Raw genomic sequence first — 24582 nt, 5'->3', positions numbered from 1 at the left:
TGACGCCGCCGCCGACGAAACGCTCGCGCCAGGCGATGCCGGCCTTGTCCAGCGCGCGCACGGCAATGGCGCGGACCCCGCATGGCGGGGCAAGCGTCGCGAGCGGCAGCGGCTCACCCTTCGGCAGGGCGAAGCGTCGTGACGCGAACCAGCCGAACTCATCCTCAGCGAGCTTTTCACCGCCGCGCCGGCTGCCTTCCCGGCGGACAATCACCGCATCCAACTGCCCCGCGTCGTAGGCATCCTGCATCTCGCGCGAGAAGCCGATGGTGACGGCGAGGGTGAGGTTTGAGGACATCGCATGCAGCCGTTCGAGCAGTGGCACCAGTTCGGGGCCAGCGGCGTGATCGGAGATGCCGAGCGAGAGCGACTGTGCGGGCGGTGCCTCGCCCGATAGCGCGCGGTCATGCGCCGCGATCAGCGCGCGGGCGCGATCGAGGAAAGCAGCGCCGTCGGATGTGAGCCGGACCGCGCGCGGCGAGCGCTCGACGAGACGCTTGCCGAGCAGCGTCTCCAACCGCTGGAGTTTTAGACTGACGGCGGCTTGCGTCGTGCCAAGCGCTTCGGCGGCACGCGTAAAGCTTTGGAGGTCCGCGACCAGCAGGAAGGCCTGGACGGTGGCGATGTCGAGCGTAGCTGTCATTATGGATGATTATCACTGGTATCAGTAGAGATAAGATACCAAAATGAAGATGGGAGGTCTAGCTTCTCACCAACGCCGCGCAGACCCCGCGCGACATTTTTGGGAGAACGATCATGCCCCTGATCATCGTGTCCTACACCAGCGCCCGCCAGTCGCCCTCGCCGAAGGCCGACATCGCGAACGCCGTGTCCGAACTCACCGCAAAAATCCTGCACAAGGATCCAGAGGTCACCGCCATCATCGTGAAATCGATCGATGCCGATGACTGGTTCGCCGGCGGCAAGTCGCTCGCCGAACAGAAGCTCGCAAGCTACTGGATCGACATACACGTCACCGAAGGCACCAACACCAAGGACGAGAAGGCGGCCTATCTCGCCGCGATGTTCAAGCGCATGGCCGGGATTTTGGGCCCGCTGCATCCCGAGACCTACCTGCACGTCGACGAGGTTAAGGGCGATGCCTATGGTTTCGGCGGCCTGACCCAGGAGCGGCGCTACATCGCCGGCAAGCTCGAAGTTTCGCTGGAGAAGGCGTGATGCCGGAGGCCGCGGGTGAACAATCTCACCCGCGGCTTGCATCTGTTGCAGCGTCGATCGTCAGCTCGCCGTGCGGAACTGAACTTCCAGCTTGTTCAGGAAACACGTCTTGTCGAACAGCGCCAGGTCCAGCGGGTTTGGCAGCCTGACATCGCTAACGTCGGGGCAGGACTTGATCGACGGATCATAGGATTGGTCGATCTGCGAGATGAAGACGACGATCAGGCCCTTGTCGCGTGCGAAGGATTTCAGCGCGCGCACCTGAACGGTCAGCTCAGGGTTTTCCCGCCTCTGATCGAGCAGTTGCAGATAGTCGACCACCACCAACGAGCCGCGAGGCGCTGCAGCCATTCGCTTGACGATGTATTCGGCGCTGATGGCATCGGAGCAGTCGACGTCGAACAGTTTGTCGAACTGCACCGGATCCACGCCGATCGCGCGCACGCGATCAAGGACACCTTTCTCGGTATATTCGAGCGAGAAGAACGCAGCGCGATGGCCCGACCGCATGGCCTCGACGGCAAGTTCGAGGCTCATCAGCGTCTTGCCCTGACCGGGGCGCGCCCCGACCAGCACCAGGTCACCCGGCCGGAATTGCGGGAATAGCCGATCGGCCGGCGTCACTGCGGCAGCTTTCGCAGCGAGCATGCTCCAGGCGGAGAACCCTTCCGTCGTGGCCACGCGGTCAAGCGCGTCGTGGAGGGGGATGCCTTCCTCGCGGGACAGGCGCTTGGCCTTGCGCTTCAGATGATAGATCGGCGCAGACAACTTCATCGAGAGAACCTCCCATTGCGAGCTGAAGCGCAATCCCTCCTTATGCCTGGCGCTCGAACAGTCGGCCCAATGATCAATTCGCCCGGCATGATCTGTACTTTCCCGGCGGAGGGGGGAGGCGTGGGCGGCACCGGAATCAAGCATAGCTCATTCCGCGTCAGCGGAGAATGAGTGAGGCAGGTAGCTCTGCAGAAAAGGCTAGGCGACCGCTTCCGCCATCAGCGCGCGCGTCGGCCCGAACAATTCCTCGAATGCCTGTCGGAGCGCGATGTCGACATCGGCCATCGTCACGATCTGGCCGAGGTCAACAAGCGAGGTGACGCCATAGCGGGGATCGGCGACGCCGCAGGGCACAATGCCGGCGAAATGCGAAAGCTCGGGCTCGACATTGATGGCGATGCCGTGGAACGACACCCAGCGCTTCAGCCGCACGCCGATCGCCGCGATCTTGTCCTCATGCTCGGGCCCCTTGTCGGGCCGCTTCACCCAGACGCCGACACGGTCCTCGCGCCGCTCGCCGCGGACGTTGAAGGCAGCAAGGGTCCGCAGGATCAACTCCTCCAGGCTCGCGACATAGGCCCGCACATCGGGCCGGCGCCGCTTGAGGTCGAGCATGACATAGGCCACCCGTTGGCCCGGCCCGTGATAGGTGAGCTGGCCGCCACGCCCGGTGGCAAAGGTCGGGAATCGGGGATCGAGCAGGTCGGAAGCCTTGCCCGATGTGCCGGAGGTGTAGAGCGGGGGGTGCTCGAGCAGCCAGACCAGCTCCGCGGCCTCACCTGCCGCAATCGCCGCGACTCGCGCCTCCATGGCGGCCACTGCGTCCGGATAGGGCACGGGGGCGTCTGAAATCCTCCATTCCACCGGCGCGCCGGCGGAGGCGGAAAACGACGTCAGATCGAGCTCTTGGCGGGGGTTTTGAGGTGAATTAACCATTGGCTAACCATAACGTGGTGATCATCGTGGGAGCAAATACAGAGTCCAAAGTCTCAAGTTGCGGCGGTCCTGACAGTGCCCACTCTCGATAAAGTCACCGTGGATCTCATGGTCGTCCTCGGGACGACCACTATGCCGATCCATCAAGTATTACGTCTTTCCCGCGGCGCCATCATCGAACTGGACGCAACCGAGGCCGACGAGGTCAAGGTTTTGGCCAACAATTTGCCGGTGGCCTCCGGCGTCGTGCTGGTCGACCGCAACCGAATCGCGGTCGAGGTCAAGCAGATGCTGCCGCGCGCGGCCGGTACCCGATAGGGCCCACGCACCGATAGGGCCGATCCGGGCGGGGGCAGGATTTTTCCTCCCAAGCTTGTGGATTTCAGGGCGTTTGCAGGCTTGTATCCCCCTGATGGATTTGTTAGATCGGCGCCGCTGATCCGGCCAGCCTCAAGACCTCAGGCCGGTATCTCCTAGCGCTCGTGGCGGAACTGGTAGACGCGCTGCCTTGAGGTGGCAGTGAGTAAAATCGTGGGGGTTCGAGTCCCTCCGAGCGCACCAAACAAAATAAGCTATTGATACGAAATCTATTTCGCGGTCCCCGTTCCCGCATCGCGACCCTCAGCGAACATTCTTGGCTAATCTGCTCGCGTATTCGCGTGTTGCTCTCGTCGCCAGGGAGGCGCTGGGCCGGCAGCTTGCTCCTGCATTTTGCGTGCTGCATTCGACCGATTTCATAACGACGTGTCCCCCGAGCGCGGCACCGGTCCCCGACAGAACGAAAGCGGACCAAAACAATACCGAGCGCGGCATGCGCGTGCACAAATAGAGCCCGATGGTCGCTGCGATGCCAAGCGCGATCACGGCGATTGCCAAGTGCGACGACGGGCCGCCGGGGTCGGCGATCCAGTCCGCACATGCGCTGGCGACGGCTTGAGCGAGCATCGCTGTGGCCCAGAAGAAGCCGCGGACATTGGGACCATTCGTCGGCCCCGGGAGAATTCCCGTGAGGCGATAGCAGATCACGAATGAGAAGATCAGAAGAATGGCGATAAGCAAGATCGCGCCGATGTCGCCGCCTCCCATCGAGATGTCGGTTGCTCCTGCCAGCACCGCACCCAATAGACTCAGCAGGAATGCGGTTGACCAAAAGATCACCCGAGGAAGCCGCCGGGTTGCCCCCTGCAATATCGACATCGCAATGAAGCACGTCATAAGCCCAACAATCACTCTTCCCGAGCGGTGAAGGTAGATATGATTGAGAGCATGGCCCGCGATCTCGCCGGCCATGGCCATGAGCACCCAGTTAGTCCAGAACGCTGCCGATAACTCCGGACCGATGCTTGTGCAGACGGAATCGGTCTTGGAGTTCATTCCGCAAGCTCCGTTTTGACCGCGGGAAGGGCAGAGCGATGCGTCGTGCGTTTGCGTGCCAACCAGTCGCTGGCGTTCTGGAGGTAGATGTAGACCACAGGCGTCGTGAACAGCGTCAACAGCTGCGAAACGATCAGTCCGCCGACGATCGCGAAGCCGAGCGGCTGCCTCAATTCCGATCCGGTCCCCGTGCCGATCATCAGCGGAACGCCTCCGAGCATCGCGCACATGGTCGTCATCAGGATCGGACGGAATCTGACCTTGCAGGCCTCCAACGCGGACTGTTCAGCCGAAAGTCCCCTGTGGCGTTCGGCCTCGAGCGCGAAATCGATCAACATGATGCCGTTCTTTTGCACGAGGCCGATCAGGAGAATGATTCCGATCAGCCCGATGACGTCGAGCCCGAAGCCGAAGGTCCAGAGCGCCAGGAGCGCGCCGAGCCCGGCGGACGGCAGCGTCGACAGGATCGTGACCGGATGGATCGTGCTTTCATAGAGCATGCCGAGGATCAGATAGACCGCGACGATCGCAGCCAGGATCAGGACCGGCGTAGAAGCGAGCGCAGACTGGAAAGCCTGGGCATTGCCCTGGAAGCTCGTCGCGATGGTCGAAGGCATGTGCAGCGCCGCCGTCTCCTGCTGCACGGCGGCGACCGCGGTGCCGACGGCGGTGCCGGGCGCCAGATTGAAGCTCAGCGTGACCGACGGAAACTGGTTCTGATGGTTCACTGCCAGCGCCGCCGCGCCATATTCGATGGTCGTGAACTGACTGAGCGGCACCACCGATCCGTTCGACGAGCGGACGTAAATGCGGTTGAGCGCGTAGGGGCCGGATTGGAACGACGGATCGACCTCGAGGATCACGTAGTAGGTGTTCAGCGTGGTGAAGAGCTGGGCGACGTGACGCTGGCCGAACGCATCGTACAGCGTGTTGTCTACCGCCGCCGGATCGATGCCAAGGCGGGAGGCGGCATCGCGGTCGATCTTGAGCTTGAGCTGACGGGCCGCATTGGCCTGGTCGCTGGCGACGTCGGCGAGCTCCGGACGCTTTTTCAGTCTCTCGAACAGCTTGCTGGCCCAGCTGTTCAGCTCGTCCTGGTTCACATCCGTGAGCGTGAACTGGTACTGGGTCTTGGACAGGCGGCTGGCAAGATTGATGTCCTGCGTCGCCTGCATGAACACGGCGATCCCCTGGAGCTTGGCAAGTTTGTCGTCGAGCTGCCGGATTACCTCGTCGGCGCTGAACTGGCGCTCGTTCCTCGGCTTCAGCAGCACGAACAGGCGGCCGTTATTCTCGGTCACGGTCGGTCCGCCCGGGCCGATATAACCCGTGGCGTTGGCGACCGAAGGGTCCTTCGCAATCACGTCGATCACGCTGCGCTGCAGCTCGGCCATCTCTATCGGTGAGACGTCGGCCGAGGCTTCCGTGATGCCGGTGATCAAGCCGGTGTCCTGCTGGGGAAAGAACCCCTTCGGAATGCCTGCGAACAGCACGCCCGTTGCCACAACGCTCGCAAGCATGACCGTCAGGGTCGCGAGCTTGAACCGCAGCGCAACGGACAGGAGAGCTTCGTAGCCGCGCTGGATCGCCACGAATCCACGCTCCAGCGTCCGCGAAACCACGCCTGTGCCGGCGCCGTGATCCGAAAGCAGATAGGCACACATCATCGGCGTCAACGTCACGGACACGATGACGGAGACCGCGATCGTAACGCACACGGTGACCGCGAATTCCTGGAACATCCGCCCGATCACACCGCCCATCAAGAGCAGGGGAATGAACACCGCAACCAGTGACACTGAAATCGATACGATTGTGAACCCAATCTCTCCGGCGCCCTTCAGGGCGGCCTCTAGCGGCGACAGTCCCTGTTCGATATGACGCGAGATGTTCTCGATCATGACGATGGCATCGTCGACGACGAAGCCGACCGCGATCGAAAGACCCATCAAGGACAGGTTGTCGAGGCTGTAGTTCAAGAGATACATCACGCCGAACGTACCGATCAGCGAGATCGGCACCGAAATCGCGGGAATGACGGTCGCCCAGAAATTGCGCAGGAACAGGAAGATGACGCCAACCACGAGTGCGATGGTCAAGAGCAGCGTGAACTGTACGTCGTCAACACTGGCGCGGATCGTCTGCGTCCGGTCCGATGCGATCGTGACCTTGATATCCGAGGGCAGGCCCGCGACCAGCTGAGGCAGCAGATTCTTGATGCCGTCCACCGTGCTGATCACGTTGGCGCCCGGCTGGCGCTGAATGGCGAGGATCACAGAGGGCTTGTCGTTGTACCAGCCGTGCAGCGTCACGTCCTCTGCAGCGACTTCGGCATGGCCGATGTCACGCAGCCGCACCGGCGCGCCGTTCCGATAGGCGATGATGAGATCTTCATAGCCCTTCGCGGTGAGCACCTGGTCATTGGTCGCGAGCGTGTAGGCCTGTTGATTGCCGTAGAGCACGCCCTTGGGCTGGTTGACGGTGACGTTGCCGAGTGTTGAGCGCAACTGCTCGAGGTCGATTCCGGCGGCGGCAAGCTTTGCCGGATTGACCTGCACGCGAATCGAGGGTTTTTGCGTGCCACCGATCGTGACCAGCGACACGCCCGGCACCTGTGACAATTTTTGCGCCAGGATGCTGTCGGCGTAGTCGTCGACCTTGGTGAGCGGCTCGGCGTCTGAGGTCAGCGCGATCAGGAGCACCGGCACGTCGGCCGGATTGACCTTCCGGAAGATCGGTGGCGACGGCATGGTTTTCGGCAATTGCCCGGCAGCCGCATTGATCGCGGCCTGCACGTCCTGCGCAGCCGCGTCGGTGCTTCGGCTCAGCGCGAATTGCAGGGTGATCTCGGTGTTGCCGAAGCCGCTCGACGAGGTCATGGCGGTCAGGCCAGCGATCTGCCCGAACTGTCGCTCCAACGGCGTGGCGACCGACGAGCCCATGGTTTGCGGATCGGCGCCGGGCAGCCGGGCGGTGACCTGGATCGTCGGTGTGTCCACCGACGGCAGGGCTGAAACGGGCAACCGGACGAAGGCGACCAGGCCAATTAGCGTGATGCCGATCGCGAGGAAGGCCGTGGCGACGGGCTTGCGGATGAAACCTTGGGAGATGCTCATGGCAGCATGCCTGCGCTTGCGGTGGTGGCGTTCTGAACCATGTCCTTGCGATTGTCGGGGACGATTTCGACCGATGTCCCGGGCTTCAGCCGGTACTGACCGGCGGTGACGACGGTTTCGTCTCCGGTCAGCCCCTGGTCGACCAGCACTTTGTCTTCGCGCGACTGGCCGGCCTTGATGGCGCGCGCGCTCACGACATGGTTCGCATCGACGACGTAGACGAAGGCGCCGTTTGGTCCCTGCTGAACGGCCGTCAGCGGTACGGTCACGGCCTCATGGCGGATCGCGATGGTGAGATGGATGTTGACGAACGAGCCCGGCCAGAGGTTTTTCTTCTCGTTGGGGAAAGACGCCTTCAGCCGCACCGTGCCGGTCGATGCGTCCACCTGGTTGTCGATCAGCATCAGGCTGCCATGATCGAGCTTGTGCGTGTTGGCCGCGTCATAGGCGTCGACCGACGCCTCGCCGGATGCGATCGCTTTCTGCACCTTGGAAATGTCGGTCGACGGTAGCGTGAAGATGATCGAGATCGGCTGAAGTTGCGTGAGGATGACAAGGCCGGTCGCATCGGTCGGGTGCACGATATTGCCGGGATCGATGTGACGGATGCCGGTGATCCCGTTGAAGGGTGCGGTGATCGTGGTGTAGCTCAACTGGGTTCGCGCAGCTTCGAGCGCCGCCTTGTCGAGCGCGATCGTGCCCTGGCCCTGCGCCACCTGCGAATCCTGCGTATCGAGCAGCTGTTGGGTAGCGAATCCGCGCGCTGCCAGCGGCTGGGTTCGCGCGTAGTTGGCCTGCGCGTTCTTCAGGCTCGCTTGATCCCGGGCGAGGGCGGCCTCCGCCTGGTCGACCTGCGCCTCGAACACGCGCGGATCGATCTTCGCCAGCTCATCGCCGCGTTTCACCTCCTTGCCTTCGACAAAGTCCACGCTCTCGAGCGTACCCTGGACCTGCGTGCGGATGGTCGCGGTGTTGATGGGCGTCACGGTGCCAAGTCCCTCGAGCACGATGGGCACGTCGCCCTTGTGCGCATGGGCGGCCGTCACCGGAACGGGCGGTGCGGCCTCGCGCTCAGCTGCAAGGGTTGCCTCGGGGCCGCGCAAGATATACGCGGCGCTCCCGGCTGCGGTCAGGAGAACCGTGCCGACGAGGAGGAGGGTCGTTCTGGATAGCATCGCTTCACACTCCAATATGACGGCTTTGGCGGCTGGCATTTGCGACCAGCTCCAGGACGAAGGTCTCGGCGGCGTTCGCCGCGGTTCGCGCGACGTTTGCCGCGGCCGGATCGAGCCTGATGATCCGCGCGTCAATGTCGGTGGCTTGCAGCCCGGTGATGAGGAACTCCGACGAATCCTCGCAATCCTCACGCTGCACGACCAGCCGAACGGCGGCGGCGGTGGAAGGGCAGTCCCGCGCAGGGGACTGCGATCGCGAGCACGCCGGCGCAGTCGAGAGCCCCCCGCAACACGAGCTTGAGCGCGGTGCGGCCGGCCTTGCCTTCTCCAAGCAGGATCACTCGACGTCTTGCCGCGCGACCTCAGCGGCAACGCTGCGCGAGATCTCGTCGCCACTGCTGTTGCGGATGGAGACGGTCGACCACAGGGCGAGCGGCGTCAGCCGGCGCCAGCGCGACAGTTCCGCAGGCGTCGCAACGAGCGGAGCATCCGGTCCGGCCAGGACTGCAACCATCACCTTTGGGGCGGTGCGTGCCCGCTTCGCGGCGATCCCATGTGGCGCGTGTATTGACATGGACTTGAAGTTGGCCGCGGCCGCTCTATAACTCAAATGAATTGACCTAATTGGTCAATTCACGCCGTGCATTGAAGCCCATGAGACTTCGCAACCTCGATCTCAATCTGCTGCTGGTATTCGATGCGGTGCTCCGCGAGCGCAGCGTGGTACGCGCTGCAGACAGCCTCGCCATCAGTCAGCCGGCCGTCAGTCATGCGCTCAACCGGCTGCGTCATGCGTTGAAGGACCAGCTGTTTGTCCGCACGCCTGCGGGAATGAGCCCGACCCCCAGAGCCGAGCAGCTCGCGCTTCCCGTCCGCAAGGCACTCAATGAGCTGCAGCTCGCGGTCGAGGGTGACACCTTCGACCCCTCGACTGCGGATCGGCGCTTCACGATCGCGGTGAACAATTATGCGGCCGTGGTCGCGGTGGGGCCGATCCTGGCCGCGGTGCGCGCACGAGCACCGACTGTGCGACTTTCGCTCGTGCCCAGCGGGACCCTGAATCTCACGGATCGATTGGATCGCGGCGAGCTCGATCTTGCGTTGTCGGGGCGCGCCATCGAAGGAGAGCGGTTCGCCTCGCAGCAGCTCATCGAGGATCGCTTCGTGGCGGTGCTCCGAAGCGGCCATCCCGCGCTACGAAAGAGAAAGAGATTGACGGCGGCGTCGTTTGCTGAACTTCGGCACCTGGGGATCAGCTCGAGCGGGGAGAATTTGGAGTTTGTGGATGCGTTCCTGAAGGCACGGAAGAGTGCACGCTTTGTCGCCTCCGACGTGCCCTATCTCTCCGCAGGGGCGGTTCTGGTGCAATCGAACCTGGTCGCCATTCTCGGACGCAAGCTCGCGATGGAGTTCCGCCGCGCCTATCCGATCGAGATCAGGGAGCTGCCCTTCGAAGCTCCGGTTCTGCACAGCGTGATGAGCTGGCATCGGCGCTTTGACGATGTGCCCGCCCACCGGTGGTTGCGTGGCATAATTGTCGGAACCGCTACCACCTTATGAGCCGTTGGGCAGGGGCTTATCCCAAAATTCAAACTGGCCATTGGCCGCAGCAAATCGTCGGTATCGATTCATGCCTCACTAACGCTGCGAGAGACGTCTTCCAAATTCATTCGTAACCCCCCGACTGAACCGCAGCGGGGGAAAGCCGGTCATACGCTTGAACTCCTTCGTGAAATGGGATTGGTCGTGGTAGGAGTCGTAAATCTCCTGCGCGAACGTATCGTACGGCCGCTTCTGCGCCCAAATTTGATAGAATTTTTGAAAACGGAAAATCTCGGCGATGGTCTTAGGGGGCACGCCGACGTGATGCCTGAAAAGCAGGTCCAGGTAACGCCGCGAGTAGCCTGTGCTTTGTTCCAGATCGGCGATCGCTGTCTTTCCGCCACTGGCTCTGAGCGCGGCTACGCAATAGTCGACGACGGAGTTCTGCTTTTTGCTTCCCTGCAAGCGCCGGAGCAACTGCGCCTGGATGAATCCGACTTTTTGATCGACGCTCTTCAAGCCGTGTATTTTGTCGATGACTTGCTGTCCCCATTTGCCGAGCAACGCGTCAACGGCCAGATGGCGGTTCGTCGTTTCTGCCATCGGCACGCCAAAGATTGGAAAGGCGCCGCACGGGTGAAAATCGATGCCGACCAGACCGGTTTTTTTGGGCTCGGTGCGCAGGAAGGCAGGACCATCTCTAACGCCCACGAAATAGACTCCTTTCTCCCGGCCCTCCTCGACCTGTCCGTTCGCAGTCGAAATCATCGAATTTTCGTACGGGATTATAAGTCGTGAGCAACCGTTGGGCACAGATACAGTCGTGTCTTCTGGCGGCAGGCCAAAGTCGCTCTCGAATATCCACACGGCTTCGACGTGTGCACTGAGCTCGGGTCTTGGTCTAGCAAACGCAACCTTCATCTGAGCAACCTGTCGAACTCCTGGCGCTTCATCCGGAATTGCTCACCGCATTTCGCGTGATAGGGGGCGGAATGCGGAGCCCCGTCAAGTCAAGAAAACGGCACGTTCGCCCTTATCCGATCCCGGCTGGGTCACAGAATTTCTCATTTTTACAATACGTCGCCGCTCGGACTTGCGAAAACTTGGGCCTGCTCCGGCGGCGTCCTGCCTCGCAGTGCACGCATCTTCGGCGCCGGTTGGCGGAAGTCGGGAGAGGGCATCACGCGGCATGGGCCAGGAAAGTGTGCAATGACGCATGAAGAACGCAGAGCGCGAGCGCCTGCCTTCATCGCGAGCTCGTGGGCGAAACACGAAATCTCGCGGCGCGGCTTTCTCGCTGGCAGCGTTGCCGTGCTGACGTCGGGCTCGGCTCTCGCGCAAGGCAGGAATGGCGTTGCAAGCCGGCTCAATGCCTGGCTTCGAATTGCGGCCGACGACACGGTGACGCTAACCGTGTCGCAATCCGAAATGGGCCAGGGTATTTCGACCACCCTTCCAGTCGTTCTTGCCGACGAGCTTGGGGCCGACTGGTCGCGTGTTCGTTTCGAGTCGGCTGACTTCGATCCGGCGTACCGGCATCCACAATACAAATGGATGTTCACTGGCAACAGCGAGTCGGTCTCGACCTTCTATCCGATCATGCGCACGATGGGGGCGGCTGCCCGCCAAATGCTAACGAGTGCAGCCGCGACGCGCCTGGGCGTCGAGGAGACCACGCTGCGCGTCGACAACGGACGCATCCATCACGACCCCAGCGGCCGCTCAGTCTCGTTCGGTCAAGTCGCCGCGGAAGCCGCCAAGCTGCCAGTTCCCGAGGCCCTGACACTCAAATCGCGGGGCGCACTGAAGATGATCGGCAAGCCGCAGCAGCGCATCGACATTCCGTCAAAGGTCGACGGCTCGGCGGTGTTTGGCATTGACGTGAAGGTTCCGGGGATGGCGATCGCCGCAATCCGCCGGGCACCATCGCAGGGTGGTGTGCTCCTGAGCTATGACGCCGCCGCGATCAAAGCCAAACCCGACGTCATCGCCGTCGTCGAAATCCCTTCAGGCCTTGCTGTGGTGGCGGCGCACTATTGGCAGGCCAGGCGCGCGCTCGATGGCGCGCTGCTGCAGTTTGGTCCGGGGCCGCTCAAGGACTATTCGACCCGAGTCCAGCGACAGCACTACGCCGACTTGCTCGGGACAGCGCCGTTCGAGGTGAAGAAGAAGACGGGCGATGCCGAGGGCGTGTTGGCGGCGGCCGGCATCGTTCGCGAGGCGACGTTCGAGATCCCGGCGCAGGCCCATGCGACCATGGAGCCGATGAACTGCACGGCCCATGTAACCGATGATCGCTGCGAACTGTGGATCCCCGCGCAGGGCATCGAGATGATTCACACCGTCGCAAAGCAGACGACTGGCCTTCGCGACGATCAAATCGTCATGCACCGCACGTTGGTCGGAGGAGGCTTCGGCAGGAGGCTGCTGGCGGACTTTGCGCGCGACGCGTTCATCGTTTCCAGGGCCGTAGGCCGGCCGGTAAAGGTCATCTGGAGCCGCGAGGAGGACATGCGTTATGACGCCTATCGCCCGCCGGTGACGCATCAGATTCGCGCGTCGCTGGGCAGCGATGGACAGCCGGAGGCAATGACCCATCGCGTGGTCTCTCCGTCGCATATGCTCTACATCCTGCCGCGCCCGGAAAGCGTAACCGACTGGGCTCGCCCCATGATGTCGCCGGCGGCCTATGACCAAATGGCCGTTGAGGGACTCGTCGAGCCTCCGTATTCGTTGCCGAACTACAAGGTTGAGCAATATCGGGTCGAGACGCCGCTGTCGGTCTCGGTATGGCGGACCACCGGCCATGGGCCGAACAATTTCGTTCTCGAAAGCTTTATTGACGAATTGGCTCATGCGGCGCAGCAGGATCCGCTTGCCTACCGACTGACATTGGCGGCGGCGGACAGGCGGGCACTGGCGGTGCTCAAGGCGGTTGCACAGATGTCCGATTGGACCAGCGCGCCGCCGGTCGGGCGTGCGCGCGGCATCGCGCTTGCAAAAGCCTTCAACGGGTACATCGCGCAAGCCGTTGAACTCTCCGTCTCCAATAAGGAGATCGCGGTCCATGACGTATGGAGCGCGGTCGATGTCGGCGAAACGCTCGATCCCGGCATTGCCGCCTCGAACATCGAAGGCGGCGTGGTCTGGGGCCTTTCGGGGTTGCGGACCGAAGTGACCTTCGCCAATGGCGAGGTGCAAGAGACCAATTTCGATGGCTTCGAGCCCGTGCATCTCTGGGAGACGCCACGGATCAAAACGCAGTTCGTTGAAAGCGGCGCGAAGCCGAGCGGCACCGGCGAACTGGGGCCGGTCCCGACCCATGCCGCAGTCTGCAATGCCATTTTCGCCGCCACCGGCGAGCGCATCCGCGCACTCCCGATTTCTCGGAGCGGGTATCGATTTGCACCAAGCGGAATCGCGTCATGACACGCTTCAAATTGAACGGTCGTTCGGTAACGATCGACGCTGATCCGGACACGCCGCTGCTTTGGGTGCTGCGCGACGAACTCGGTCTTACGGGCACCAAATATGGTTGTGGAATAGCGGCTTGCGGCGCATGCACGGTCCACGTCGAGGGCAAGCCAGTCCGCTCCTGTTCCTTGCCGCAAAGTGCGGCGGAAGGGAAGAGCGTCGTCACGATCGAGGGCCTCTCAAAGGACCGATCGCATCCCCTGCAGCGTGCCTGGATCGACGAACAGGTCCCACAATGCGGCTACTGTCAGTCCGGCATGCTGATGGCAGCAGCCGCACTTCTGGAGGTCAAGCCGCATCCTTCGGATCAAGACATCGATGCCGCGATAACGAACATCTGCCGCTGTGGAACCTACGTCCGGATACGAAGAGCGATCCATAGGGCTGCCGGGAGCTCGAAATGAGGGTGCATACCGCTTTCGCGTTCTCGACCGTTGCCGGTTTGGCTGCGCTAACAATGGTTGCCCTTTTTCCGCAGCGTTCGGCATCGCAACCCGCCGCGCAGGAGGCGGAATCGCGTGCTGCCTTCGCGGTCGTGGCTACGGTCATCGGCAGTCCACGCTGCCAAGGTTGCCATACCCTAAGTGCGTTTCCGCGTCAGGGCGATGACCAGCATCGTCACCTGTTCAACGTCATGCGTGGGCCGGATGACGGGGGCGCGCTCGGACTTCCCTGCACGACATGTCACGGGCAGGCCAACAATGCCGCCAGCGGTGTCCCAGGAGCCGACGAAGCCTGGCGCCTCGCGCCGATCAGTATGGGGTGGGAGGGTCTGACAACCGCTGATATCTGTCGTCATCTCAAGGATCCCGTGCACAACGGCCGCCGCATCGGTGAGCAGGTTGTCGATCATTTGAGGACGGGTCTTGTGAAGTGGGCGTGGTCGCCTGGAACGGACGCCCATGGTCGCGCACGGACGGCTCCGAGCGTGCCTTATTCCGATTTCATGGCAGCGGCGGAAATGTGGGTACGAACAGGTGAGGCCTGTCCGTGACCTCCGGATTGAGAGTTTCGGTCGGCGCAATGAATTGGAGCGAAGCACGTATGCCGCCGAACGATGACGCCCAAGTCTATCCTGGAAAAGTCTATCCCCGGAAAGGTCGGCAGAGGATACTCCGATGCACACACAAGCCAGCGTCCAATCCGTCGCCGACACGGCTCGCGGGATCGTTCTCGCTACCGTTGAAATCGCAGCAAGGCCTGAACACGTATTTCGAGCACTTACCGAGCCCGATCAGGTCGTCCGATGGTGGGGCTCGGATGAAGCCTACCGCATCACCAACTGGCAAATGGAAATCGGTGTCGGTGGTCGCTGGCGATCGGAAGGACGAAATGCGGACGGAACCTCGTTTTGCGCCCGGGGTGAATTGCTGAGAGTCGATCGCCCTACGGCCCTGTCCATGAGCTGGATGTCGGATTGGGACGGGGGGCAAACCAGCGTGGTGCATTATGCGCTCGAAGGAACGACGCGTACGACGAGACTTACTTTATGTCACGAGGAGCTCGTAGACCGTCCCGACGCCTGCCGAGCATATGCTGAGGGCTGGAGGCTCGTGCTTGGTTGGCTGCAACAATATCTCGCGCCTCAATCGACGGAAGCGTCCTTTCTCCTTCGCCTGAATCCGCCCAGGCCGAACTTTTCGGGAGACATGTCCTCCGAAGAGGCGGCGCTTATGAAACTGCACTTCGGCTATTGGGCGACGCTTCTGAAAGCGGGAACTGCTATCGCCTACGGGCCGGTAGCGGATCCCGGGGGCACTTGGGGCGTCGCGATCGTTCGCGCTGCCGAGATGGACGCCGCGTGGGCACTTACGGACCAGGATCCGGTTGTAGGATCGGGAAGGGGGGTTCGATACGAGATTTTCGCAATGCCCCAATTGATGCGGGGCGAATGACTTGTTCGACCCAGGTCCCCACGCAATTTCAGAGAGAGCTGTCACGGACAGGGTCAAGGACCAATGCAACACGAACAGAGGAGCATCCTGATGGGCGAGAAGCTTGGCCACGAAGACGTCAATCCAGTCGACCCGCATCAGCCAAAACGGATTGCGATTGTCGTCTCGAACGCAGCGATATCCGGCAACACAGGATGGCCGGTTGGCTTCTGGTGGAGCGAGCTCACCCACACCTTTCACATGTTCATCGAGCGCGGCTACGAGGTTGAGGTGTTCAGCCCGAATGGCGGACGCTGCGAGGCCGACCCAATGAGCGATCCACGGGACGAGAGCCGTTGGTCCGCGGGCGATTTGATATCGATGGGATTCATCCACACGCCCGAATATGTGCGGCTCGTTGAGGAGACACGCCCCGCGCGGGAGATCGAGCTGGACAACTTCGACGCAATTGTCGTGGCCGGCGGCCAGGGCCCGATGTTCACCTTCGAGCAGGAGAAGGACCTGCAAGACAAGTTCGTCGCGTTCAATCCAGTTCGGCTTCAGCCGCGAGGTCTTCAGGTACTTCCGCGCAATGTAGTAATTGCCTTCGAAAGGAGTGATTCCGAAGAGGCCGATCGGTCCCTCAGCGATAACCTCGCCGCTCGCGCGATGCGTGATCCGGACGTGCCGCGACATGCTTCGACCTCCCGCTGTGGATCGGTTCGCCGCATCTCCCGAAAAGTTACCCGTGGCGCTGCGGGAAGACGACGTAACCATCCAGCATCTTCCCTCGAACGGATCAGGGACAGTCCATCGTGACGAGACCAAAGGAGACGCACCATCACGATAGGTGAATCTGCTTCCATTCGGCCGGCCCGGCGCGGCAGCACGAAGGAACGCGTCCCTGAGCGGCGAGATCCGATATGGAGGTCGACATGATACTGGAATCCGTCATCCGCTGCCCGAACTGCGGCAATGAGTCGACCGAGCGGATGCCGACAGACGCCTGCCAATTCTTCTACGATTGCAGGCGCCGCGGTACCCGATTGAAACCAAAGGACGGCGATTGCTGCGTCTTTTGCTCCTACGGGACGGTTCCGTGTCCTCCGGTCCAGGAGTCTGGCCGCTGCTGCGAATAGGCTCCTCTGGTTGGACTTAAAAAAAACGCTTCCGGTGGTAACATCGAGGCGGGATGCAGCGAACTGAGGGGCGGGCCTCCGTGTCCGCTGGGTGCCTTCCATGGCGCCGGGCGGGCGCGGCGTGCGCGTTCGGTCACCTCGAAAGGCAACGATACCCCAATGTACAGAACGCTCGAACGACGTCTCGTCCTCTCGGCCGCAGCGGCCGGACTGCTTTTCGCTTCCGTCGGAGGCGTCTTCGCGGCCTCGCCCCTGAAGCTTGAGTTCGTCGCGCACGCCGCTTTCTTCTCGGCGGAGACGAAACAGCCGAAGGTGCTCGATCCGCAGGTCTTCGTCGAGGATTCTGCCGCTCCGGAAGCCACCGGTCCGCAGGGCATCAAGCACGTCGCCGGCGTTCGGCCGCCTTTCATCGACCAGGATCCCAAGACCTCGAAGCTGTTCAGCGCCGAGCACGGGCTTCGATCTCCAGTCGTGGTTGGCCGCCACCGGAACCGTCTCCATCACGGAGAAGGACGGCAAGGTGACGCTCAATGCAACGTTCAAGAACCTGCAGCCGAACGCGAGCTACAGCCTCTTCGAGAATCATTTCGATACGAAGCCAATCACGTTCACGCCGATGGACGGCACGGGGAAGACGAACAGCTTCACCGCGAGAGCCGACGGCACCGCCAGCGTCACCCTGACTCTGCCGAGCATGCTGACGCACGACAATGCTGTCCTCGTCATTTACAATAGTGGTGGCCAACCGCACGGAACGGAGCGCGGCCAAATCGGGATTGACGCCCATCACCAGATTATCGCGCGTCCGGAGTGATCCTGAAATATCCCGCTTGGGGGGCGGCCGGCTGCGGCCCCCTCGCGGTCCGGGCCGGGATCCGGGCGCTCGGCCCAGATTTCGCCTATCCGCCTAGCGCCTCGATGACCAACCTGCCGACCTCGCGCCCGGAGAATTGCTGCTGACCGGTGATCAGGTTGCCATCGCGGACCGCATAGCTCCGCCAGAGACCGCCCTGCGTATAGATCCCGCCGAGCTTCTTGACCTCGTCCTCGATGCGCCACGGCATGATATGCTCGCCGCGCGGCAGCGCGCCCATCTGCCAGGTTTTCGTATCGGCGTCATCTTCCTCCATATTGGAGAACCCCGTGAATATCTTGCCGCGAACAAGCGGCTTTCCATCTTTCAGCTTGGCGAATCGCAACAGCGCCGTGCCGTGGCAGAGCGCCGCCGTTCCCAGGTTCGAATCCGGACGCGTACCAGGTAGAGCGCGGGCTCCGAGAAGATCGCCGGCTCGTCGACCCCCGCGGATGTCCTTCCGTGCCCAGACGACACGTACAGTCCCCAGTGCCGGGCTGCCGCGAGCGAGAGGCCGTAGCCGATGCGCAGCCGCGACAGTCCCCACGTTTCCCGTGTGTGTTCTGCGCGTTCCTTCGAGTCGGTCGATACGGCCACGACGGCGACCCCGTGCTTTTCAAAATCGTCGAGCTTGGATTCAGCGCCCGATTTTTTTCGGAGGCCCACGTAACCTTTCTACGTGGCCGGCGAACCTTGGCGTCGAGACGTCTCAGCTCAGCACCCAGGAGAACCAGCCTCATGTCCCCGAACTTTCTTCGCAAGGCCATCCTGATCGTCGCGGTCGTCGCAATGCCCTCGCTCGCACACGCCGGACAGCCTTTCGACGCCAAGGCCTTCCAGGCCTCGCAGGCCGCCGGCAAGTCGATCCTCGTCGACGTCACCGCGCCGTGGTGTCCGACCTGCAAGCAGCAGAAGCCGATTGTGCAGGAGATCGAGAAGGAGCATCCGGATCTCGTGGTGTACGACGTCGACTTCGATACCGCGAAGGACGTGCTGCGGCAGTTTCGCGTCCAGCACCAGAGCACGCTGATCGTGTTCAAAGGGCAGAGGGAGGTCGCCCGCTCGATCGGCGAGACCGATCCCGCGCCGCTCCGTTCGCTGGTGGCCAAGGCGTTCTGAGGTGTCCGCACATCTCGCGCTGGGCTACGCCGCCGGCGCGTTATCAACGCTCTCGCCGTGCGTGCTTCCGATCCTGCCGATCGTGTTGTTCGGCGCACTCGAACGGCATCTGTGGGGACCGGTCGCGCTCGCCGCGGGACTGGCGGCCTCGTTCGCCGGATTGGGGATCGCGCTGGCCTCGGTCGGCTTCAGCGTCGGCATCGATCCCGGAACGCTGCGGCTCGCCGTCGCGGCCCTGATGGGCGCGGCCGGCGTGGTCCTTCTGGTGCCGGCGCTGCAGGGCAAGGTGGACTCCATGGCATCTCCGCTCGCCGGCAGGGGCCAGGTTCTGCTCGACAGGCTCCAGCCGTCCGGCATCTGGGGCCAGTTCGCGCTCGGCGCCGTGCTCGGCGTGATCTGGTCGCCGTGCTCGGGGCCGACGCTCGGTGCCGCGATCGGTCTCGCGACGCAGGGCGACAATCTCGGCCGGGCGGCCTCGACCATGGCGGCCTTCGCGCTCGGTGCGGCGACGCCGATCCTTCTGCTTGCCTACGGTTCGCGGCAGGCGATCATGGCGCGGCGGGACTGGATGGCTCGGGCATCGCGCATCGGCAAGCCTCTGATGGGGGGCGCCTTCTTATGTATCGGACTGTTCGTGCTCACCGGCCTGGATAAGGTCGTGGAAGCTTCCCTGACACGCGCCATGCCGGACTGGCTGGTGACCGTGACGACGCGGCTATAGCGCTCGTCGCTCCGGAGCGACGTCTCAGCGAGTTCGCTTGTACTGGTCACGTCCATCGGACAGGAGTGGCTCGGGCGGGCAGCGACGGTCGGTTCGAGGTTGTTCCGCAAGCGTAACCTTTCGGACGCCGGAACGAACATCGGGATAGGCGGGACGAGCAGCCCGTCGGACTCGCGACCGCGCACTTTGCAACGTCGCATTGAACCGGAGGAAATCGAATGTCCAATCCAACGCTATCGGCGATCGTCGCCGGCGCATTCGCCGTCGCCGTCGGAACGCTCGCCGCCACGTCCGCCACCGCACAAAGCAAGGCCCACATGGAAAAGATGATGAAGGAGAAGCAGGCCCAGACCATGAAGGCGATGGAGGGCGGCAAGATGGAGAAGTGCTTCGGCGTGGCTCTCAAGGGTCAGAACGACTGCTTCGCCGGGGCCGGTACGACTTGCGCCGGGACGAGCACCGTGGACTATCAGGGCAACGCGTTCAAGCTCGAGCCCAAGGGTACCTGCACGACCATGAACACGCCGAAGGGCGCGGGAAGCCTCACCCCGAAGGCCTGACCAAAACCGGGCGGGCCGCGACGGCCCGCCCTTTATCCTCGAGATTGCCATGCGCATTCCGTCATCGCCAGAAGATCGCATACCGGCGCGCGCCGGCGTCGGCCTCAAGGCCGAGCACTACCGCACGATCATCGACACGATGCCCGATGTAGGCTTCTTCGAAGTGCATGCGGAGAACTACATGGGCGCGGGAGGTCCGCCGCACCGCTACCTGTCGGCCATCAGGGAGCGCTACCCGTTGTCCCTTCACGGTGTCGGACTCTCGATCGGTGCGGACCGGCCGCTGGACGAAGACCACATCGAGCGGTTGAGACATCTCAGGCGGCGCTACACGCCTGGCCTGTTCTCCGAACATCTGGCGTGGTCTTCGCACGATGCCGGCTTCCTCAACGATCTGCTGCCGGTGCCGTACACCGCCGAAACGCTCAAGCGGGTGGTCGAGCACATCGATCGGGTCCAGACCGCCCTCGGCTGCGAGATGCTTCTTGAAAATCCGTCAACCTACGTCGCGTTCGCCGACAGCACATACGCGGAGACGGACTTCATCGCCGAAGTGGCCCGGCGCACCGGCTGCGGCCTGCTGCTCGACGTCAACAACGTCTTCGTCGCGTCGACCAACCAGCAGTGGAACCCGGTCGCCTACATCGAAGGCTATCCGCTCGCGAGCGTGAAAGAGATCCACCTCGCCGGAAACGACCGGCAGGCCGACGAGGCTGGCAGGCCGCTTCTCATCGACAGCCATGATCGCCCGGTCGAGGATGCCGTCTGGTATCTCTACGAACTCGCGGTGCGGCTCGTCGGTCCGGTTCCTACGCTGATCGAATGGGACGCCGAAGTGCCGCCTTGGCCGACGCTCGCAGGCGAAGCCGAGCGGGCCGAGAGGATCATGCTTGCCAGCCGACGGGAGACGCCGCGTCATGCAGTCGCTTGCTGAACTGCAACGGTCTTTCGCAGCCGCGCTGCTCGATCCCGCGCTTCCGATGCCGGCGGGCCTGGTCGGCCCCGACGGGAAGCCGAGTTCGCGGGGCTTCGCCGTCTATCGCAACAACGTGGTCGTCGGCCTGACGCAGACACTGAAGGATGCCTATCCCGCCGTGCATCGCATCGTCGGATCGGAATTCTTCCTCGCCTTGGCGCGCGCCTACGTCGTCGGCGATTTGCCCCGGTCGCCGATGCTGTTCGACTACGGCGCGGGCTTCCCGGACTTCATCGACCGGTTCGAACCCGCTTCCGTGTTGCCGTACCTGGCCGACGTGGCCCGCATCGAGAGGGCCTGGACCGAGGCCTACCATTCGGCCGAGGCCTCGCCGATCGGCCCTTCCGCATTCTCGGAGATCGATCCCGGCCTGCTGCCGGACGTCAGTCTTGTGCTGCATCCATCAGTCCGGATCGTCCGCACGCGCTTTCCGGCACTGACGATCTGGCAGATGAACGTCGAGGGCGGCGTTCCCGGTCCAGTCGATTTGATGGCCGGCGGCGAAAACGCGCTCGTTGTCCGGCCGGAGGTGGGCGTGGAAGTTCGATCGATTCCGAACGGTAGTCCGGAGTTTATCCTCGCGCTCGCATCCGGAAGGCCGGTGCTTGCCGCTTTCGAGGAAGCCATTGCCGCCGACCCGGGTTTCGATCTTTCGGCGAATTTGTCGGATCTGATCCAGGCGGGCGTGGTGGTCGGTTTTGGGTTCGCGCAGGAGCCGTTACGGACATGAGTTCTTTCTCGGCCATGTCGATCGTCGAAGATGCCGTGCGGGACCTCGTGGCGCGCCTCGCACAGGTCGCCCTCGTGGTGGCGCCGCCGGTGCTTCGCATCGCTCTGGCGGTGCCGTTCTTCAAATCGGGATTGACCAAGTGGGACGGCTTCCTGTCCCTGTCGCCGGCGGCGTCGTACCTCTTCGAAGACGAGTTCAAGCTGCACATCTTCGGACACGCGTACGATTTTCCCTTTCCCGCCGTGTTCGCGTACTTCGACGGCCTCGCGGAGATCGTATTGCCGGTCTTGCTGATCCTGGGATTGGCGACGCGCTTCAGCGCGCTTGCACTCCTGGTCATGACGGGGGTGATCCAACTCGTCGTGCCGGAGGGGTGGGCCAACTTCCATCTGCCGTGGGCGGCGCTCGCCGTAGCCCTTATGGCGCTCGGTCCCGGCAAGCTTTCACTCGATCATCTCGCAGCCTTGCTCTGTCGGCCTCGAGTCTCTCGCGGAGGAGGTCAATGACCGAGCGAAACGGCCGGCCACCGCAGCTCAGGCTCGTCGGCAGCGACGGCAATGCGGCGCCGGCCGTCCCCGGGCCCACGAGCCGTGACACTGACTGGGCGATCCTGATGGCCCATGCCCAGGACGGCGACAGGTCGGCCTATCAGCGCCTCCTTCGGGAAATGGCTCCGTACCTGCGTTCGCTGGCGGCGCGCCGGCATCGTGACCCGAGCGACGTCGAGGACGCGGTGCAGGACATCCTGCTGACCGTCCACGCGATCCGGCATACATTCGATCCGACCAGGCCGTTCGGCCCGTGGCTGGTGACGATCGCCAACCGGCGGTTCATCGACCGGCTCCGACGGCAAGGGCGCAGGCGGGACCGGGAAACGCCCCTGACCCCCGGGCATGAAACCTTTTCCGAGCCTCAAGCGAACCTGGAAGAGAGACCGGACAGACACGAACTCGAAAAGGCAATCGACGAGCTTCCCCCCCATGCAGCGTAAGGCAGTACGTCTACTCAGACTCAACGAGATGTCGCTGAAGGAAGCTTCGACGGCGAGCGGCATGTCGATCGCCTCGCTCAAGGTCAACGTCCATCGGGCGGTGAAGAGTTTGCGGAAGATCTTGGGCGATCGGAGCGAGCCATGATTGCGACACCCGATCTCATCGAATCTCTCGCCGCGAACATGAAACCCGTGCGGCGACTGCGGCCGCCGGTGACGCGGGCGGCCTGCTGGCTCCTCCTCGCAGCCCTGGTCGTGACGCTTCTCGCGGTCAGTCAGGGCATCCGTCCGGACCTCGCGCAGCGGCTGCACGATCTGGCTTTCGCCGCCGGCATGGCCGGGGCTGCCTTGACAGGTGTGCTCGCGGCTGTCGCGGCTTTCCTCGTCAGTCTTCCCGACCGCTCGCGTCTGTGGCTGATCCTGCCCGCGCCGGCCGTGGCGATCTGGCTGTCGAACATCGGCTACCAGTGCTTCACGCAGTGGATATCGATGGGACCGAACGGGGTCAGTCTCGGCGAGACGACCCGTTGTCTTGCAACCTTGGTTCTGACGAGCCTGCCGTTGTCGCTCGCCATGCTGGTCATGCTGCGGTACGCGGCGCCGCTACGACCGACGGCCGTGACGTTCATGGGCAGCCTATCGGTCGCGGCGATCACCGCAACGGCTCTCTCGCTCTTTCACGCCGGCGATGCGACGTTAATGATCATCATGTTCAACGTCGGAACGGCGGTGATGTTCGTCGGCCTTGGCAGCCTGTTCGGCCGTCGCATGTTCGAGTGGATGGCCCCACGCTCCGACATCAGAAATTAGCCAGTAGTTCGGATGGCAAATCTCGTGTCCTCCTTGGAAGACACTTTGGGGGCACCAAATGCACCCAAGAAATGCATCCAAGTCTTGCCCATCTCGACAAGTCATTGGAATCACAACAAGTGCGACCGCCCTCCGAGCGCGCCGCATTCAAATCTCATTCGTGGAAGCAAGCGGCCCCGCTCGGGGCGTTCAGCCATATTCCTCGCCGATCCCGTATTCCTTGTAGATCTCAAGCGGGTCCGTATCCGGAAACAGGCGGCATTTGGCCTGGGCGAGGTGCAGCCTCACCGCGGCCGGCTCCTTGCCGTTCGCGAGCATTTTGCGGATGTCGTCCATATGCGCGTTCGGCCGGTGCTTCGGTTCGAGCTGCTCGAGCGCGACGAGCGCGGTCGCGAGGGCCTCGGTGAGAACCCAGTCGTCGTGGCCCGTGATTCCTTTCTTCGGCATCGGCAGACCCCACATGCGGTGGCTGTGTCAGTTTACCGTAGCTTGCGCCGAATCTCCATCGAGATGCGGCAACCTTGCGTTTACCTGGAACAAGCCGGCAGCTGTACTCTCACTTGCGTTGGGACCGCGCGTGGCTAAAAGCCGTCCAGCGGGCAGGCGATCGTAATCCTTGTTGAAACAAAGTTGGCGTAGACGGACCTGTGCGGCATGCAGGCCGGCTGTTCCGGCCTGCAACCCATATCCCTGAATTCCAAAAAGCCACGGTCGTACCGCTCAAGGCTGGAGCCAGCATGGTCCTTCTTAGCTTCGTCTACCGCTTCGTCACCAACTTCGCGTTCCTGGCGGTGGTCTATTTCAGCCTGAACTTCATGGAGAAGTATCCGAACCGGGCAATCCTGGCGATCCTGGTGCTGGTCTATACCGCCATGCGCGCGGCCTCGACGTTGCGCGCGTTCTACTTCTTCCAGAAGATCGAGAAGCTGGAAGCCGAGACGAAGCGCCTTCAGGCTCCGATCAATGACGGCTCAGGCGGAACCGCGGCGCGCAAGCAGATCGTGACTGATGTTGCGCGGCTGCGCCGCGACGGCGAGCTCAAGTCCTATATGGACCTGTTCTTCCTGGCACTGATCGTGCTGCTCTGCGTCGCCAACATCATGCGGCAGTAAGGCGCCTGGAGCATGATCCGGATCCGAAGGGCCGCGTTAGCGCAAAGTGTGCAGCGGTTTTCCCTCGCGACAAACGCGGAACGCGTTTGCGCGGAGATCATGCTCAAACGATAACCTAAAGCGCGAT

General features: G+C 62.8%; 32 protein-coding genes and 1 tRNA gene. 20 read left to right on the top strand and 13 right to left on the bottom strand.

Annotated elements, in window-relative coordinates:
• Positions 1-643 (bottom strand): LysR family transcriptional regulator (locus tag AC630_RS13810; RefSeq protein WP_074119067.1); only part of this gene is annotated, 643 nt, incomplete at its 3' end.
• 113 nt (positions 644-756) lie between these two features.
• Between AC630_RS13810 and AC630_RS13805 the strand changes: the two genes are divergently transcribed.
• Positions 757-1179, top strand: coding sequence for a tautomerase family protein (locus AC630_RS13805; protein ID WP_074119066.1), 423 nt, complete (start codon positions 757-759; stop codon positions 1177-1179).
• A gap of 60 nt (positions 1180-1239) precedes the next feature.
• On the opposite strand, the gene AC630_RS13800 is transcribed toward AC630_RS13805, so the two are convergent.
• Both AC630_RS13800 and lipB read right to left on the bottom strand, forming a co-directional pair.
• Entirely contained in the window at positions 1240-1953 is a 714-nt protein-coding gene (locus AC630_RS13800) for a DNA helicase (protein ID WP_074119069.1), read from the bottom strand.
• 198 nt (positions 1954-2151) lie between these two features.
• On the bottom strand, positions 2152-2889 hold the full coding sequence (gene lipB / locus AC630_RS13795; RefSeq protein ID WP_074119065.1) for a lipoyl(octanoyl) transferase LipB: 738 nt from the start codon (positions 2887-2889) through the stop codon (positions 2152-2154).
• Positions 2890-2964: 75 nt separating this feature from the next.
• Between lipB and AC630_RS13790 the strand changes: the two genes are divergently transcribed.
• Positions 2965-3207: a FliM/FliN family flagellar motor switch protein gene (locus tag AC630_RS13790; RefSeq protein WP_074119064.1), complete on the top strand. Its 243-nt coding sequence runs from the start codon at positions 2965-2967 to the stop codon at positions 3205-3207.
• 158 nt (positions 3208-3365) lie between these two features.
• Positions 3366-3450, top strand: a tRNA-Leu gene (locus tag AC630_RS13785).
• 60 nt (positions 3451-3510) lie between these two features.
• Here the strand turns inward: AC630_RS13785 and AC630_RS13780 are convergent.
• Genes AC630_RS13780 through AC630_RS46920 form a run of 6 tightly spaced genes read right to left on the bottom strand, consistent with a single transcriptional unit; the run spans position 3511 to position 9068 of the window.
• On the bottom strand, positions 3511-4263 hold the full coding sequence (locus tag AC630_RS13780) for a hypothetical protein (RefSeq protein ID WP_074119063.1): 753 nt from the start codon (positions 4261-4263) through the stop codon (positions 3511-3513).
• Positions 4260-7379: an efflux RND transporter permease subunit gene (locus AC630_RS13775; RefSeq protein ID WP_074119062.1), complete on the bottom strand. Its 3120-nt coding sequence runs from the start codon at positions 7377-7379 to the stop codon at positions 4260-4262. The genes AC630_RS13780 and AC630_RS13775 overlap by 4 nt, the downstream gene beginning before the upstream one ends.
• Positions 7376-8554 carry an efflux RND transporter periplasmic adaptor subunit gene (locus tag AC630_RS13770; protein ID WP_074119061.1) on the bottom strand — a complete coding sequence of 393 codons (1179 nt, stop codon included), beginning with the start codon at positions 8552-8554 and terminating at the stop codon, positions 7376-7378. The genes AC630_RS13775 and AC630_RS13770 overlap by 4 nt, the downstream gene beginning before the upstream one ends.
• 4 nt (positions 8555-8558) lie before the next feature.
• Entirely contained in the window at positions 8559-8753 is a 195-nt protein-coding gene (locus tag AC630_RS46930; RefSeq protein ID WP_245330376.1) for a hypothetical protein, read from the bottom strand.
• A complete protein-coding gene (locus tag AC630_RS46925) occupies positions 8743-8895 on the bottom strand; it encodes a hypothetical protein (RefSeq protein ID WP_245330375.1) in 153 nt (50 codons plus the stop codon). The genes AC630_RS46930 and AC630_RS46925 overlap by 11 nt, the downstream gene beginning before the upstream one ends.
• A complete protein-coding gene (locus AC630_RS46920) occupies positions 8892-9068 on the bottom strand; it encodes a hypothetical protein (protein WP_245330374.1) in 177 nt (58 codons plus the stop codon). Before AC630_RS46920 ends, AC630_RS46925 begins: the two co-directional genes overlap by 4 nt.
• A 140-nt stretch (positions 9069-9208) precedes the next feature.
• Here AC630_RS46920 and AC630_RS13760 point away from each other — a divergent pair, with 140 nt between their 5' ends.
• The gene (locus AC630_RS13760; protein WP_074119060.1) at positions 9209-10114 is read left to right on the top strand and encodes a LysR family transcriptional regulator; all 906 of its coding nucleotides are present in this window, start codon (positions 9209-9211) and stop codon (positions 10112-10114) included.
• A gap of 78 nt (positions 10115-10192) precedes the next feature.
• Here the strand turns inward: AC630_RS13760 and AC630_RS13755 are convergent, their stop codons facing one another.
• The gene (locus AC630_RS13755) at positions 10193-11017 is read right to left on the bottom strand and encodes a DUF6597 domain-containing transcriptional factor (protein ID WP_083636253.1); all 825 of its coding nucleotides are present in this window, start codon (positions 11015-11017) and stop codon (positions 10193-10195) included.
• 288 nt (positions 11018-11305) lie between these two features.
• On the opposite strand from AC630_RS13755, the gene AC630_RS13750 reads away from it, so the two are divergent.
• Entirely contained in the window at positions 11306-13525 is a 2220-nt protein-coding gene (locus tag AC630_RS13750) for a xanthine dehydrogenase family protein molybdopterin-binding subunit (protein WP_083636252.1), read from the top strand.
• A complete protein-coding gene (locus AC630_RS13745) occupies positions 13522-13974 on the top strand; it encodes a (2Fe-2S)-binding protein (RefSeq protein WP_074119058.1) in 453 nt (150 codons plus the stop codon). The genes AC630_RS13750 and AC630_RS13745 overlap by 4 nt, the downstream gene beginning before the upstream one ends.
• A gap of 176 nt (positions 13975-14150) precedes the next feature.
• Here the strand turns inward: AC630_RS13745 and AC630_RS42855 are convergent, their stop codons facing one another.
• On the bottom strand, positions 14151-14423 hold the full coding sequence (locus AC630_RS42855; protein WP_083636251.1) for a hypothetical protein: 273 nt from the start codon (positions 14421-14423) through the stop codon (positions 14151-14153).
• Positions 14424-14688: 265 nt separating this feature from the next.
• Between AC630_RS42855 and AC630_RS13735 the strand changes: the two genes are divergently transcribed.
• The 4 genes from AC630_RS13735 to AC630_RS43800 all read left to right on the top strand — a co-directional run bounded on the left by AC630_RS13735 (position 14689) and on the right by AC630_RS43800 (position 17397).
• A complete protein-coding gene (locus tag AC630_RS13735) occupies positions 14689-15465 on the top strand; it encodes an SRPBCC domain-containing protein (protein WP_074119056.1) in 777 nt (258 codons plus the stop codon).
• 90 nt (positions 15466-15555) lie between these two features.
• Positions 15556-16263: a type 1 glutamine amidotransferase family protein gene (locus tag AC630_RS13730; protein ID WP_143198036.1), complete on the top strand. Its 708-nt coding sequence runs from the start codon at positions 15556-15558 to the stop codon at positions 16261-16263.
• Between the two features lie 116 nt (positions 16264-16379).
• Entirely contained in the window at positions 16380-16583 is a 204-nt protein-coding gene (locus AC630_RS46915; protein ID WP_083636254.1) for a GDCCVxC domain-containing (seleno)protein, read from the top strand.
• Positions 16584-17058: 475 nt separating this feature from the next.
• Entirely contained in the window at positions 17059-17397 is a 339-nt protein-coding gene (locus AC630_RS43800; protein ID WP_143198035.1) for a hypothetical protein, read from the top strand.
• An 85-nt stretch (positions 17398-17482) separates the two neighbouring features.
• On the opposite strand, the gene AC630_RS13715 is transcribed toward AC630_RS43800, so the two are convergent.
• Complete coding sequence (locus tag AC630_RS13715; protein WP_074119053.1) at positions 17483-17782, bottom strand: type 1 glutamine amidotransferase family protein; 300 nt, start codon at positions 17780-17782, stop codon at positions 17483-17485.
• Positions 17783-18174: 392 nt separating this feature from the next.
• Between AC630_RS13715 and AC630_RS13705 the strand changes: the two genes are divergently transcribed.
• The 9 genes from AC630_RS13705 to AC630_RS13670 all read left to right on the top strand — a co-directional run bounded on the left by AC630_RS13705 (position 18175) and on the right by AC630_RS13670 (position 23343).
• Entirely contained in the window at positions 18175-18555 is a 381-nt protein-coding gene (locus tag AC630_RS13705; protein ID WP_074119052.1) for a thioredoxin family protein, read from the top strand.
• A 1-nt stretch (position 18556) separates the two neighbouring features.
• Positions 18557-19276: a cytochrome c biogenesis CcdA family protein gene (locus AC630_RS13700; RefSeq protein WP_074119051.1), complete on the top strand. Its 720-nt coding sequence runs from the start codon at positions 18557-18559 to the stop codon at positions 19274-19276.
• Positions 19277-19494: 218 nt separating this feature from the next.
• The gene (locus tag AC630_RS13695) at positions 19495-19836 is read left to right on the top strand and encodes a BufA1 family periplasmic bufferin-type metallophore (RefSeq protein WP_074119050.1); all 342 of its coding nucleotides are present in this window, start codon (positions 19495-19497) and stop codon (positions 19834-19836) included.
• Between the two features lie 49 nt (positions 19837-19885).
• On the top strand, positions 19886-20770 hold the full coding sequence (gene bufB, locus AC630_RS13690) for an MNIO family bufferin maturase (RefSeq protein ID WP_074119049.1): 885 nt from the start codon (positions 19886-19888) through the stop codon (positions 20768-20770).
• Positions 20754-21542 (top strand): HvfC/BufC N-terminal domain-containing protein, encoded by a 789-nt coding sequence (locus AC630_RS13685; protein WP_074119048.1) that lies wholly within the window; start codon positions 20754-20756, stop codon positions 21540-21542. The genes bufB and AC630_RS13685 overlap by 17 nt, the downstream gene beginning before the upstream one ends.
• Before the next feature lie 14 nt (positions 21543-21556).
• Positions 21557-22048 (top strand): DoxX family protein, encoded by a 492-nt coding sequence (locus AC630_RS13680; protein ID WP_245330373.1) that lies wholly within the window; start codon positions 21557-21559, stop codon positions 22046-22048.
• The gene (locus tag AC630_RS13675; protein WP_349538532.1) at positions 22045-22533 is read left to right on the top strand and encodes a sigma-70 family RNA polymerase sigma factor; all 489 of its coding nucleotides are present in this window, start codon (positions 22045-22047) and stop codon (positions 22531-22533) included. The genes AC630_RS13680 and AC630_RS13675 overlap by 4 nt, the downstream gene beginning before the upstream one ends.
• Entirely contained in the window at positions 22436-22678 is a 243-nt protein-coding gene (locus AC630_RS48050; protein ID WP_349538530.1) for an RNA polymerase sigma factor, read from the top strand. Before AC630_RS13675 ends, AC630_RS48050 begins: the two co-directional genes overlap by 98 nt.
• Positions 22675-23343, top strand: coding sequence for an NrsF family protein (locus AC630_RS13670; RefSeq protein ID WP_074119046.1), 669 nt, complete (start codon positions 22675-22677; stop codon positions 23341-23343). The genes AC630_RS48050 and AC630_RS13670 overlap by 4 nt, the downstream gene beginning before the upstream one ends.
• Before the next feature lie 189 nt (positions 23344-23532).
• On the opposite strand, the gene AC630_RS45410 is transcribed toward AC630_RS13670, so the two are convergent.
• A complete protein-coding gene (locus AC630_RS45410) occupies positions 23533-23790 on the bottom strand; it encodes a hypothetical protein (RefSeq protein ID WP_208867010.1) in 258 nt (85 codons plus the stop codon).
• 290 nt (positions 23791-24080) lie between these two features.
• Between AC630_RS45410 and AC630_RS13660 the strand changes: the two genes are divergently transcribed.
• The gene (locus AC630_RS13660; RefSeq protein ID WP_074119044.1) at positions 24081-24455 is read left to right on the top strand and encodes a hypothetical protein; all 375 of its coding nucleotides are present in this window, start codon (positions 24081-24083) and stop codon (positions 24453-24455) included.
• Positions 24456-24582 lie beyond the last annotated feature (127 nt).

Source organism: Bradyrhizobium sp. AS23.2, assembly GCF_001908185.1.
In the GTDB taxonomy this organism is placed as follows: domain Bacteria; phylum Pseudomonadota; class Alphaproteobacteria; order Rhizobiales; family Xanthobacteraceae; genus Bradyrhizobium.
The sequence above is the reverse complement of the archived record's forward strand: the minus strand, read 5'-3'. Positions and strand labels throughout refer to the sequence as shown.